The 12,808-nt window shown below is 68.2% G+C and carries 12 protein-coding genes; 4 read left to right on the top strand and 8 right to left on the bottom strand.

Translation table 11 applies throughout. The features are described 5' to 3' along the window. Window positions 1-19: 19 nt before the first annotated feature. From QE397_RS15780 to QE397_RS15770, 3 genes are all read right to left on the bottom strand, one after another. On the bottom strand, window positions 20-1,018 hold the full coding sequence (locus tag QE397_RS15780; RefSeq protein ID WP_307097591.1) for a phosphotransferase family protein: 999 nt from the start codon (window positions 1,016-1,018) through the stop codon (window positions 20-22). A 17-nt stretch (window positions 1,019-1,035) separates the two neighbouring features. Beyond that, window positions 1,036-2,247 (bottom strand): acyl-CoA dehydrogenase family protein, encoded by a 1,212-nt coding sequence (locus tag QE397_RS15775; RefSeq protein ID WP_307095824.1) that lies wholly within the window; start codon window positions 2,245-2,247, stop codon window positions 1,036-1,038. Between the two features lie 68 nt (window positions 2,248-2,315). Continuing rightward, window positions 2,316-3,737 (bottom strand): DUF1254 domain-containing protein, encoded by a 1,422-nt coding sequence (locus tag QE397_RS15770; protein ID WP_307095822.1) that lies wholly within the window; start codon window positions 3,735-3,737, stop codon window positions 2,316-2,318. A 108-nt stretch (window positions 3,738-3,845) separates the two neighbouring features. Between QE397_RS15770 and QE397_RS15765 the strand changes: the two genes are divergently transcribed. Continuing rightward, window positions 3,846-4,895 carry an extracellular solute-binding protein gene (locus QE397_RS15765; protein WP_037184572.1) on the top strand — a complete coding sequence of 350 codons (1,050 nt, stop codon included), beginning with the start codon at window positions 3,846-3,848 and terminating at the stop codon, window positions 4,893-4,895. Window positions 4,896-4,919: 24 nt separating this feature from the next. Here the strand turns inward: QE397_RS15765 and QE397_RS15760 are convergent, their stop codons facing one another. Next, window positions 4,920-5,288: a DUF202 domain-containing protein gene (locus QE397_RS15760; protein WP_307095820.1), complete on the bottom strand. Its 369-nt coding sequence runs from the start codon at window positions 5,286-5,288 to the stop codon at window positions 4,920-4,922. Beyond that, window positions 5,285-5,659, bottom strand: coding sequence for a YidH family protein (locus tag QE397_RS15755; RefSeq protein ID WP_027504443.1), 375 nt, complete (start codon window positions 5,657-5,659; stop codon window positions 5,285-5,287). Before QE397_RS15755 ends, QE397_RS15760 begins: the two co-directional genes overlap by 4 nt. 81 nt (window positions 5,660-5,740) lie before the next feature. Here QE397_RS15755 and QE397_RS15750 point away from each other — a divergent pair, with 81 nt between their 5' ends. The 3 genes from QE397_RS15750 to QE397_RS15740 are packed head-to-tail and all read left to right on the top strand — an operon-like array spanning window position 5,741 to window position 8,456. Then, on the top strand, window positions 5,741-7,087 hold the full coding sequence (locus QE397_RS15750) for a DUF1254 domain-containing protein (protein WP_307095817.1): 1,347 nt from the start codon (window positions 5,741-5,743) through the stop codon (window positions 7,085-7,087). Beyond that, the gene (locus QE397_RS15745) at window positions 7,084-7,425 is read left to right on the top strand and encodes a helix-turn-helix domain-containing protein (protein ID WP_222639982.1); all 342 of its coding nucleotides are present in this window, start codon (window positions 7,084-7,086) and stop codon (window positions 7,423-7,425) included. Before QE397_RS15750 ends, QE397_RS15745 begins: the two co-directional genes overlap by 4 nt. Further along, the gene (locus tag QE397_RS15740) at window positions 7,422-8,456 is read left to right on the top strand and encodes an NADP-dependent oxidoreductase (RefSeq protein ID WP_307095815.1); all 1,035 of its coding nucleotides are present in this window, start codon (window positions 7,422-7,424) and stop codon (window positions 8,454-8,456) included. The genes QE397_RS15745 and QE397_RS15740 overlap by 4 nt, the downstream gene beginning before the upstream one ends. Before the next feature lie 24 nt (window positions 8,457-8,480). Here the strand turns inward: QE397_RS15740 and QE397_RS15735 are convergent, their stop codons facing one another. Genes QE397_RS15735 through QE397_RS15725 form a run of 3 tightly spaced genes read right to left on the bottom strand, consistent with a single transcriptional unit; the run spans window position 8,481 to window position 12,782 of the window. Then, a complete protein-coding gene (locus QE397_RS15735; RefSeq protein ID WP_307095813.1) occupies window positions 8,481-9,194 on the bottom strand; it encodes an alpha/beta fold hydrolase in 714 nt (237 codons plus the stop codon). A gap of 58 nt (window positions 9,195-9,252) precedes the next feature. Further along, window positions 9,253-11,184 (bottom strand): FAD-dependent oxidoreductase, encoded by a 1,932-nt coding sequence (locus tag QE397_RS15730; protein ID WP_307095811.1) that lies wholly within the window; start codon window positions 11,182-11,184, stop codon window positions 9,253-9,255. Next, window positions 11,181-12,782, bottom strand: coding sequence for an MFS transporter (locus QE397_RS15725; RefSeq protein WP_307095809.1), 1,602 nt, complete (start codon window positions 12,780-12,782; stop codon window positions 11,181-11,183). Before QE397_RS15725 ends, QE397_RS15730 begins: the two co-directional genes overlap by 4 nt. Between the last annotated feature and the right edge of the window lie 26 nt (window positions 12,783-12,808).

Genomic DNA, 12,808 nt, shown 5'->3' with positions numbered 1-12,808 from the left:
CAGAAGTGGTGTCTGCGGGTCACCGTGAGAACGCGCGCAGCCCGGCTGCGGCGAATTCGACTGTGGCGTGGGCGGCTGCTGCGGCGGTGCCGTCCGTGTCGTCGGAGGTGGCGGCGCGGTGTGCGATGCCTTCGGCGATGACGGCGATCTTGAAGTCGGCGAGGGCGCGGTAGAAGTTCCAGTGGGCGAGGTCGCGTCCGGATACGGCGGCGTAGTGCTGGGCGAGGTCGTCGGCGTCGGGGTAGCGGGGGGAGGTCCAGGCGGCGTCGACGCCGAGGACGGTGTCGAACATGGGTTGCCGGTAGGCGCACATGAGGGCGATGTCGGTGAGGGGGTCGCCGAGGGTGGACATCTCCCAGTCGACGAGTGCGGCAACGGTTCCGGGTTCACCGTGGGTGAGGATGGTGTTGTCGACGCGGTAGTCGCCGTGCACGATGGCGGCGGCGCAGTGGGTGGGGACGGCGTCGGTGAGGGCCTGGTGGAGTCGGTCGATGTCGTTCAGGTCGCGGGTCTTGACGCGGTGCCATTGCCGTCCCCAGGTGGCGACCTGTCGGGCGGTGAATCCGTCGGGTCTGCCGAAGTCGGCGAGTCCGACTTCGTGGTGGTCGACGGCGTGCAGCGCGGCGAGGACACGGACGAGTTCGCTGGTGTTGGCGGCGATGTCGTCGTCGGTGAGGGCGTCGAGGTCGGTGCGGGTGCGCACGACCTGTCCGGGGACGAACTCGACGACGGTCATCGGAGCTCCGAGGGTGGCGCCGTCGGCGTCGAAGGCGACGGCGGTGGCGACGGGGACGTCGGTGCCGGCGAGGGCGCGGGTGACGGTCCACTCGCGGGCCATGTCGTGGGCGGAGGGGGTCAGTCCGCTGACCGGGGGGCGTCGCACGATCCACGAGGTGGTGTCGTCGTGGGCGCGGTAGGTGAGGTTGGACCGGCCTCCGGCGATGCGGTCGACGCGCAGGTGCCCGGTGATGTCGATGCCGTTGTCGCGCAGGAACGTCTCGAGTGCGGCGATGTTCATGCCGGGGAGCGTGGTGGTCACGGCTGTTCCTTGGCGGCGGCGCGGCGGGCGGCGCCGACGGCGCGTTTGGCGATGGCCCACCGGTGCACTTCGGAGGGTCCGTCGTAGACGCGGAAGGGGCGGACCTCGCGGGAGAGTCGGGCGAGGGGCAGGTCGTCGGAGACACCGAGTCCGCCGCACATCTGCACGCCGCGGTCGACGATGCGGAAGATGGCTTCGGCGGCGAAGGTCTTGGCGATGGAGGTCTCGTTGCTCGCGGGGTCGCCGAGGTCGAGTGCGTGGCAGGCGGTGACGAGCAGGGCGCGGGTGGCGGCGATGTCGATCTCGTTGTCGGCGATCATCTTCTGCACCATGCCGAGGTCGCCGAGGCGGCTGCCGAACCCTTCGCGGTGGGCGACGTGGGCGACGGCGACGTCGTGGCCGCGTCGGGCGGCGCCGAGCCAGCGCATGACGTGGGTCATGCGGGCGGGTCCGAGGCGGACCTGGGCGTAGGTGAATCCTTCGTCGACGGCGCCGAGGACGTTGTCCTCGGGCACGAGGACGTGGTCGAAGGTGACTTCGCAGTGCCCGCCGATCATGGCGCGGTCGAGGGTGCTGATGTGGCGGCCGACGGTGATACCGGCGGTGTCGGCGGGGACGAGGAACATCGTGGCGCCGCCGCGGTCGCCGGGGGTGCCGGAGGTGCGGGCCATGACGATGAAGAATCCGGCGCCGTCGGCGCCGGTGATGAACCATTTGTGGCCGTCGATGCGCCAGCCGCCGTCGGTGCGGGTGGCGGTGGTGGTGAGGGCGGAGGGGTCCGAGCCGGCGCCGGGGGCGGGTTCGGTCATCGCGAACGCGGACCGCACGTCGCCGCGGGCGAGGGGGGCGAGGAACTGTTCCTTCTGGGCGGGGGAGGCGACGTGGGCGAGCAGGTGGACGTTGCCTTCGTCGGGGGCGCTGATGTTCGTCGCGATCGGGCCGAAGAGGGAGTAGCCGGCTTCTTCGAACACGGGGGCGCGGTCGCTCATGGACAGTCCGCCGCCGCCGTACTCGCGGGGGGCGTGGGGAGCGAAGACTGCCGCGTCCTTCGCCGCGGCCTGCAGTTCCCGGCGTAGGTCGTCGCCGCCCGCGGCGGTCACGTCACCGAGGAACTTGTCCTCGATGGGCAGGACGTGCTCGCGGGTGAACGTGCGGGTGCGCTCGATCCACTCGCGGACGACGGGGTCGTAGGTCAGATCGATCGCCATGGTGGTTCCCTTTCACATGGTCCAGGAGCGTTCGCTCGGTGGGGTCGTGCTGAGACGTGGTTCGAGGCTCACGGGCACGTAGGTGACGGAACCCTCGACGGATCGACAGGCGGCGGTGACCAACGTTCGGTCACCGCGTCTTCGTGAGGTCGATACATGCGTAGTACCAGGAAGAACGGACGTGGTGGGGCGGGAAGCCAGGATTCCCGACTATCGAGGTCATCGGGTCTCGCGTACCCGACCACGATTCGAGAGGGAGTGGACACCACACCGTCCGGCGAGGTGGTCGATCCGACGGAGAACACGTCGCCGGGTGCGTCGTACAGCCAGCCGGTATCGGCCTCGTACAGGGTGACGCTCCAGAACGCCTCTGCGGGTGGGGGTTCGGAGAAAGTGATCTCGTAGGTGCGGCCTCCGAGGCCCGTCAGTGCGGTTCCGTCCGAGTCGACGTACGTGTTGTACGAGCAGTTCTCCTCGACGACGTTGGCTCCGAGCCCCACGAAGTTCATGACGGCGCGTGCCACGAAGTTGTGTCCGTGTGCGCCCTTGTCGAGTACCCGCGTCCACCCGGACGCCGTGCGCCGCCCGAGGCGGGATCGGGACGTGTCGAGCAGGGACATGGCGCGTGTGAAGCCGAGGTCGGCGCCTCGTGACACCACCTCTTCGAGATCGCCGACCTCCGGCGTACCGGGACCGACGTTCAGCTGACGGAACTGGTGAACGTGCGACACATCCTGCACCGGAACACCGTTGACGGCCACCACGGCATCGAGGGCCGTCAGGAACGCGGCGGCGGAAGACTCCACCTCCTCCCGGAGCAGAACGGGCCACGAACGAGAGCGGGGAGGTGGACCGGTGAGGACGACCGAGTCCTGCAGTGTCCTGACCGTGTCGATGTCGTCGGGAGCGCCGTGAACCTGGATGCGCATGAGCAGCCACATCAGCGGCGTGGACACGGGAAAGGACACGACGTCGGACGACCGCGCGGTGCCGGGGTCGTCCTGGCCCGGCGCGATCACCATGATCCTGCGTGGGCCGTCCGGATGCGTCCGCGCGCTGACGTTGCTCACGTTGCTGTGGGCGTCCAGGAATTCGAGGGTGTAGTACCTGCCACCGAAGTCGGGTAGCTCGATGGTCACCGGTCCGTCGGTCAGATCCAGCCAGGCATTGGAGTAGACCGTGTCGACGTTCGGAACCCGGAACTGGCGAAAATCCGAACGGGCCGTGCTTCTCTCGTGGACCAAGGTGTTGACGGACCACGGTGCACCGTCGGCATCCGGAGCGCACTGTGCACACATGCTCGCGTACTGGTAGACGGCGGGCACGCCGTACAGCACTGCCTGCTGCGCGAGCACGGACGCGAGTGTGAGCGCCTCGTCGGCGGCCACGGGTCGGACGTCGTCGGACGTCGATTCCTGGTATTGGTCGGTTCGAGCAGGGTCGTACGGCGTCGGGCCACTCACGGTGGCCGTTTCTCGTCCTCGAGTCATCCGACACTCCTTCACCCGGCGCACCGACCTGTACGCGACCCCGCCACCGCTCTTGACTCTGCCCACCCTACTTGGTGAACTGAGGTCAGTTCAACAAAGGAGATGGACATGAGTGCTCTCGGTAGATCGATCCGGACGACCACGATCGCTGTGGTCGGGGTGGTGGCGCTGACGATGACGGCGTGCGGCAGCAGCGGTGGAGGGGGTACCTCTCCCGTGGAGGGGAGCTGGGACGACGTCGTCGCCGCGGCGAAGTCCGAGGGGTCGGTGATGTTGTACTCGAGCCAGAACACCACGATCCTCGACAGCGTGAAGAAGGCCTGGAGTCAGACGTACCCCGAGATCACTCTCGATTTCGTTCGCGGAACGGACGCGGATCTGAATCCTCGTGTCGAGACCGAGAACAAGACCGGTAAGGGCACGGCGGACGTACACGTGGTCACGGACACGGCATGGATCGCGTCGGCGGCGGAGTCCGGCGCGTACTCCCAGTCTCTGAAGGGCGACGCGTTCGACGATCCGGACTACGGACGGGACCGCAGCGTCAAGAACGACAGGTTCTTCCTCGACGTCGCCGCCACCTTCGGCATGGGGTGGAACACGGGAACCGTGCCGGCCGGACTCACCGATCCGCGCGATGTGTTGCGCCCCGAGTACCGAGGCAAGGTGGGCGTGGTCAACCCCGTCGGCATCGCGTCCTACGTGGATCTCTACCGCTTCTACCGCGAGAACTTCGGCGACGATTTCGTGGACCAGCTCGCCGAGCAGCAGCCTCGCATCTACCCGAGCGCGCTGGGGGTCGCGCAGGCACTCACCTCCGGTGAGGTCGTCGTCTCCCCCATGGTCCAGCCTCTCGTGCAGGAGGTCGCGTCCGGCGCTCCGGTGAACTGGGTGCTCCCGACGCCGTCGTGGGGAACACCGTTCTACGGTCACGTCACGTCGGTCGCGCCCCATCCCAACGCTGCGCAGGTTCTGGCCGACTTCCTGGTCAGCCCCGAAGGTCAACGGGCGCAGGCGATCGGGGTCGCGACTGCGCTGCCCGGTATCGACGGCGCGACCGCCGACGCCCATGACATCGCCGGGCCCGATCCGACACAACTCACTCCCGAGTTCATCGAGCGGGAATCCCGTGAGTGGGAGCAGAAGTTCCAGGGCTGACCGAGCCACGGAACGGCCCCGGGCTCAGTGCTCGGGGCCGAACGTCACGGTGCGGGCCACGATCAGTGCCAGGACGCCGAGACTCGCAGTGAGGACTGCCAGTACGTGAGCGCGCGCCGGGATTCCTCGCGGCGCGTCCGGGCCGGCGTCCGCGCGCCTGCGCTTCGGTCGCCGAACGATGTCGACGACGAGCGCAGCGACGGCGCCGGTCAGTACGACGCCGGCGGCTACAGCCGTCGGTACGTCACCCTGGTGGGTGGCCAGGCGCAGACCCACCAGGGCGCACACCGCCACCGAGCACTCGGTGCGCCGCCAGGCGAGCGCCGTCCGTTCGACCTGGAGACCACCGTCCCCGAGTGCGCCCGCTGGCCTGTCCTCGGGTGGTCCCGTCACGAGAAGACCGACCAGACGACCAGCGCTGCGGCCACCGCCAGCAGGGCGGCCAGGGGTGCTCCGACACGAGGGGACGGAAGCGGCCGATTACGGCGCAGGCTCGATTCGACTGCGCCCCAGGCCCACCACGCGTGCAGCGGCAGAACGACGGAGCATCCGATCAGCAGCACCGATGCGATGCGTGCGGGCGTCGTGTCCCCTCCGACCTCGAACACGTCGAGCGCGACTCCGGCTGCCATGAACGCCAACGATGTTCGAATCCACGCGAGGTACGTCCGCTCGTTCGCCAGGCTGAACCGTGCGTCCGGTTCGGCACCGACGGCGTAGACCCGGCGCGGGCGCCGACGATCGTGCGCCTCCTCCTGGGACATGACTTCTCCTGACGGTCGAGGGCTCGCAATGTCACTGAGAGTCCCTAGCCTAATCGAACTCACTTCAGTTATGGTCGTGGTGTGACTGCACCCGACTGCTCGGATGGTGGCGACGAGCTGTTCCGCGACGCGCGCGCGCTGCAGATCTGGGGATTTCCGCTCGTCTTCGCTCAGCGACTGCGTCTCCGGTTCACATCCCCGCTGGAGCCTGACGTGGACCGGCCGCTCACATCGGCGGGTGCAGCGCTGAACACGATGGGCCATCAGCGCAGGTTGTCCGATCCCACCCTCACCGCAGGAGTGGCTCCCAACGTGGACACGCTCTACTCACTGGCCTTCGTCGACCTCGATGTCGGGTCGTTCACGCTTCGAATGCCCGATCTCGGTGACCGCTACTACTGCATTCAGCTAGGTGAGGCCGACTCGACGACCATCGCGGTACAGGGTCAGCGGACACACGGGAGCCGTTTGCCGACACTGCATATCGTCCGCTCGGGCAGCGAGGTGGTCATGGCGGACGACGAACTACTGGTGGCCTGCCGAACACGTCATGTCATGGTTGCAGTGCGCATCCTGGTGCGACCGGACGATGCCGAGGATCTCCGGCGAGTGATCGCCGTGCAGGACGCCATCGTGCTGGACGGGCCGCGTGCGCCCGGAGCTGCGTGCGACGCTGCCACCCGCACGCTCGTCCTCCGTGAACGCGATGACGAACTACGCGATCCGGAAGCCTTTCTCGACTCGCTGGACCACGCCGTCGCCGGTGTCGCGGCGGCGGACGTGCCACCCGCGGTCCGCGAGAGCTTGGCGCGACTGCGTAGAGCGCTGCACGCAGGGGAACAGTTCACGCGAGCACGTTCGCAGTTCGCAGCAGGGTTGTCCGACGGCCTGGATGCGATCGCCGACCGGGTGAGGTCGCTGGGCCGGACGACGAACGGCTGGTCGGTCAACGAACTCGGCACGGATTTCGGCGACGACCATCTTCTGCGCGCGGCCGTCGCGTTGTCTCAGATCTACGTCAACCCGGCGGACGAGGCGCTGTACCCGGTGTGTGAGGTGGACGACGGTGGGCGCCCCTTGTCGGGTGCGCATTCCTACGACATCACTTTCGCCGCCGGCGAGGCGCCGCCGGCGCGCTTCTTCTGGTCCCTCACCGTCTACCACAAGCGAGGACTGCTGTGCGAGAACTCGATCGGCCGATATGCAATCACCGACCGGACGCCCGGCGTGACGGTGGCGCACGACGGATCCCTGACCGTTCGACTCGCGTCGACCCCGCCCGCGGAAGGGACGAGCAACTGGCTCCCGACTCCGTCCGGAGACTTCCGGTTGATGCTGCGGCTGTACGGACCCTCGGACCGGGCGTGGAGCCCGCCAGTCGTGCGGCGGACGCCCGCCAGGTCGTCTCGGACCGTGGGGGACCGATGACCGACACGCGATCCGGAGGGATCGAACTCGGACCGGTATCTCGACGGGTGTTGTGCGAGTTCGCATCCTGTGGCCGCGGACCCCTGCCGAGCACCACCGCGGTGGCCCGTGCTCTCCACATCAGCGAGCCGCACCTACGGCGCCTGCTCGCCGGTGAGTCGACCACTCTGGGTGCTCTGCGTGCTCGACACGACGCCGCCCGCGCGGTGGAGGCGCTTCGGCGCGGCGAGGCCCTGGACATCGTGTCGGCCCGATTGGGCTACTCGGAACCACGGGCGTTCCGGCGCGCCTTCCGCCGGTGGACCGGGATGACGCCGAGCGCGGTAGGTGCGGCATGACCGGGGTGATCTCGACCCGTCATGTCGTGTTGCGCTCGTGGCCGAACGGCGCACTGACGAGTGGTGACCTCGAGGTGGTGGAGGCGCCGGTGCCCGAGCTCCGTTCCGGCGACGTGCTCGTCCGCAACACGTGGCTCTCGATCGATCCGTCGATCCGCATCCGGCTGTCGAGGCAGACGCCGGGAGGCTATCTGCCGCCCTTCGCGCCAGGGCAGGCACTGGAAGGTCTCGCTCTCGGCGTCGTCGAACGATCGGAAAGCTCCGCTTTCGCTGTCGGTGACATCGTCACTCACACACTGGGTTTCCGTGAGCACGCCCTCATCTCGGCCGACACCGCGACGATCGGCGGCTACGGGTCGCCCACCGTCGTCCGTCCGGGCGGTCTGCCCGAACAGTGGTTCCTCGGGCCCCTGGGCAGTTCCGGTCTCACCGCGTACGCGGGGATGATCGGCATCCTCGACGTGGGGCCCGCGGACACGGTCTGGGTGTCGTCCGCTGCCGGTGCGGTCGGTGGGCTCGCGGCGGGACTCGCGGTGGCACGAGGGGCCACCGTCATCGGATCGGCAGGGTCAGCGGCCAAGGTGGCCCATCTGCGAGCGTCCGGCCTGGCGGACGCCTTCGATCATCACGAATCGCTGCCCGCGGCGGTGGCCGCCGCGGCGCCGGACGGCATCGACGCGTACTTCGACTGTGTCGGCGGTGATCACCTGACTGCAGCGATCGACGCACTTCGACCGAACGGACGTATCGCGATGTGCGGCCAGATGTCCCAGTACGACGCGGCCGACGCGCCGAGTCTTCCCGGCAACCTGTTCCAGTTCGTGTCGAAGAATCTGTCGATGCGGGGGTACCGGGCCGGATCGTTCCTGCACCTCGAAGCCGACATGCGCGCGGAGATCACCTCCCTCATCGACGCGGGCCGTCTCGGGTACGACGAATGGGTGTTCGACGGACTCGATTCGGCCCCGGCCGCACTGGTCTCGATGCTGGCAGGGGAGAACATAGGTAAGACGCTCGTCCGACTGGGATGACCTCGCGGGCGTCACCGTCGGAACTCAGTCGGCGGAGAGGGAGTCGAGCAGCGTTGCGAGGCGGTCGGGGGCGCTGATCATCGGCATGTGTCCGGAGTCCATGTGCACGACGTGCCCCGACCCGGCTCCGGCGCGGACCAGTGCGGACGAGGCTTCCTGCAGTTCCGGCGGGTAGCACGTGTCCCTCGCCGTCCGGATGTAGGTGCGGGGGACGTCGACCCGGAGGCCGGAGAGATCGACGGTCTCGGTGAGCAGCGCGCCGGAGTCGTCGACGAGCTGCTCGAGAGTCCACGCGGTCTGCTCGTCGTCCATGTCGTTGCACAACATGGCCTGTGCCCCCTCGGGGCCCTGGACGTATCTGCCGTCCACGATGGACGCCTTCACGATGTCGCGAACCGCAGGATCGATCCCGTCGATCACCGCCGTTCCGTCCGGCGGGACCACCGCGGCCAGGAAGACCACGTGCCGGACACGGTCCTGCAGCCTGTCGAGAACGCGAGGAACCGACACTCCGGCGAACGAGTGGGCCACCAGCACGATGTCGGTGACATCCTCCCGCTCCACGTCCGCGACGATCGCGTCGGCGCAGTCCTCCAGTGTGACGGTGCGCAGGTCGATGTCTGCGCGTTCACCGCGGCCGGGAAGGTCGACCGCGACCACGCGACCGGTCAACCGCGGTACGAGGCGGTCCCAACACGACGCGCCCATTCCGGCACCGTGCACGAGTACGAACGACATGATGTGTCTCCACTTCTTTCGTGATGTGCCGCTGGTGCGGTTCAGCGGCATCGGGATTCTAGAGTTCTGCGCCTGTTCGATATCCCTCTGCGATCGCGTGACCGATGCGCCGTGGTGTGACGCAATCTCCGATGACGCTGACGGTGGAGCTCGAGTCGAGTCCGAACGACGACAGTGCCACTCGCGGCTGGTGCCACACGATGGCGGCGTCCTCGTAGGGCAGGTCGCCGGCCCCGAAGACCGGGCGCAAGGTCACCGGATCTGCCGGGTCGTCGGGAACGTGAAGGGCGTGCGCGACCTTGAAGTCGACCCCTGCGTCACCCAGTCGATCGAGCAGCGGTCCTGCACTCTCGGTGGGGATTCGGGACGCGAGAGCCGTGAGCGTCGTGGCCACGGTGACCTCCCAGCCACGCTGCACGAGTGCTTCGGCTGCGCTGTACGCCGGCCAGAAGCCGTCACCGTCGTCGAACACCACCACCCTGCCGGCATCGGCCGAGACGCGGCCGAGCAGAACATCGTCGACGCTGTAGGAGGTCCGCGTCCGGAGCGACGGGGTCACGTCCGCGGGACGCGATCCTGTCGCCACCACGATGTGGTCCGACGCGGAGCGAATCTCGTCCAGGTCGTCCTCGCCGATTCCGGCCGACAGGTGAACCTCGACCTTCAGTCGACGCATCTCACGTTCCAGATAGTCGACGATGTCGATGAGCGTCGCGCGATGGGGCGCCGAGGCAGCGACGCGTACGGATCCGCCGAGGGCACCGCCCTTCTCGAACACGGTGACTCGGTGGCCCCTTCCTGCGGCCACGCGAGCGGCTTCGAGACCCGCGGGGCCGCCGCCGATCACGACGACGTCCTTCGTCGCGCGGGCTCGTCGACCGACGTCGACGTGTCGACCGCGCCCGATCTCGGCATTGACCGCGCAGTGCAGATGCGGGTCGAAGGCCCTGCAGTCCTGGTTGACGCCGAGGCAACCGCGTATCTCGTCGAGGCGACCGGTTCGAGACTTGTTCGGCAGTTCAGGGTCCGCTATCAGCGCCCGTGCCATGCCGACCATGTCCACCTGTCCGGTCTTGATGGCGTGGTCCGCAACGCCCGCATCGCGAATCCGCTGTCCGACGAGAGTCGGTGTCCCGGTCGCCGATCGGACCCTCGCAGCCGACGGGATCGCGACCGCGTCCGCGCCGGTGGAATCCTTGACGTACTTCCCGCGGGTGCCGTGGGTGATGCTGAAGTAGTCGACGCCGACCGCGGCCACGTTCTCGGCGATGCGAACGCAGTCGTCGATGGACATTCCGCCGGGGATCTCCTCCTCCCCGCTCAACCTCACTCCGAGCGCGAGCCCCGCGGGCATCTCCGACCGCATCGCCTCGATCACCATCCGGGTGAAGCGCATTCGGCCGTCGAACGAGCCGCCGAAATCGTCTGTCCGTCGGTTCGTGAGCGGGGACATGAACTGAGCGGGGAGGTACCCGTGCGCAGCATGGAGCTCCACCCCGTCGACACCTGCTCGCACCAGGTTTCGCGTCGACGTGCGCCAACCCTCGACGATGTCCTCGATCTCCGCGACCGACAGTTCGTGGGGTGGGTAGGCGTCGCGCGCGGTCTTGATCGCCGAGGGCGCGGAGGGTGGCGCATCCGATTCGCCGCCGATGAACTCACGTCCGAGATGGCAGAGTTGGCCGATGAATCGTGCGTCGTGGCGATGCGCCGCAGACACTTTGGCCGCTGTGCTCGGAATGACCTCGACCCGGTAGGCCTCGATCAGCTTGCGCGATCGCAGCGTCGTCGTCGGGTGCACGACCGTGGCACCCCCGATGATCAAGCCCACTCCACCCGCGGCCAGACGCTCGACGTGCTCGGTGTCCCCGTGGGTGGGCACACCGTCGACCGCCATCGACGTGCCCGCCGGGAGCGCGACCAGTCTGTTCTTCAGCGTGAGTCCGCCGATCCGGATCGGCGAGAAGAGGTGGGGAAAGTGGTCGTTCATTCGGACTCGGTTCTGTCGGCGGGTGTTCTGGGGCGGACGAGGACTCGAACACGCGGTTCCTCCGCCAGGTCGAGCGCGAGGTCGGTTCGGACGAGCCGTTCCGGAACGGTGAGACGCACGGTCTCCTGGGCGGAGTACTCGGCCCAGTTCCGGAAGGTGCAGAACTCGACGTACGTCGAGGCGGAGTCGCTCACCCTGGTCAGCGCCCATCGCGATGCGCCGAGGCGCAGGCGCGACGACCTCAGACGAGTCATGGCGTGGACGAAGTGGTCCGCCCGCTGCGGACGGACCACGTACGTCGTCTCGACGACGATTGTCGCGCCACGATGACCCGGTTCGAGTTCCGGCGGTCCGGCGGCACCGGACGGGTCGGGCGCGATGGAGTCGCTGGGCAGAATGCCTCGGCGCAGCAGTCCGATCGACGACACCGACATCGCGACGGCGGAGAGTGCGACAGCGGAGACGAGCCCCATCGTGTCGGCGATGAGCCCCCACAGAAGGGCACCGACCGCTTGGCTGCCCTGGAACGTCAGCATCACGACGGCGATGACTCGGGCCTTGATCCACGGTGGCACGACCGCGTGCGTCGCGATCATCCACGTGCTCTGCACGCCGACCCAGGCCGCGCCGACGATCACCAACAGAGCGACCACGACCGGCATCCACGGCACGAAGGCGAGACCGAGCAGAACCAGTGCGTACGCGGCAGAACCCAGGGCTGCGAACACGTTCCAGCTCAGGCGTCGACGAAGCGGCATCGAGGCGATGGTGCCCGCCACCGCGCCGACACCGATCGCCCCGGACAACACTCCGAACTCGAACGTCGTCACGTGGAGCATCTCGTACGCCACGAGCGGCAGCAGAGCCCACAGGCAGCTCGCCGGCAGGCCGAACATCACGACACGGAACAACAGTCTCCGCGTCCATCGCGAATGACGGATGAACCGCAGACTCGTCGCCACCGATTCGAGAACCGACTCGGTCCTGGGAACTCGCCCGGACCGAGGCGGGATCTGACCGGCCGCCAGGACGACGCAGATCGCGAACACGACCGTGACGAGAGCGAAGGTGGAGGTGGCGCCCCATGCGGCCAGGAGTGCCCCGCCGAGTACCGGACCGATGGCGCGTGCACCGTTGAAGATGGCGCCGTCGATCGCGGGCACGACGGTCATCATCTCGCGGGTCGCCAGCGTCGGCAGCAGCGATTGCCAGACGATCGCCACCGACGCCAGACCGCACCCCGACAGGAACACGGCCGCCATCAGAACCGGCATCGTCGCGAGGTCGAGGACCTGGAGCACCGTGAGCACTGCCGACGTGACCAACAGACCGATCGCCGTGCCGGTCAGCAGAGTTCGATGGCCGGCGTGCTCCGCTATCGCGCCGAGGGGGAGGGAGAGCAGAAAGAAGGGCAGGCTGGCGGCGAACTGGACGCCCGACACTGCGAACGCGGATTCTCCTGCTCGGGTCAGGGTCCACTGGACCGCCAGAACGAGGATCCAGATGCCGATGGCGGCGCCGAGTTCGAAACCCAACATCATGCGTAATCGGCGCACACGCAACGGCGTCAGGAGTGTGACGGTCGGTGGTCGTGTCATGGCCTGTGCCCCTTCGCCGCCCGCCG

Origin of the sequence: Rhodococcus sp. SORGH_AS_0301 (assembly GCF_030818285.1) — a bacterium.
Classification (GTDB): Bacteria; Actinomycetota; Actinomycetes; order Mycobacteriales; family Mycobacteriaceae; genus Rhodococcoides.
The sequence above is the reverse complement of the archived record's forward strand: the minus strand, read 5'-3'. Positions and strand labels throughout refer to the sequence as shown.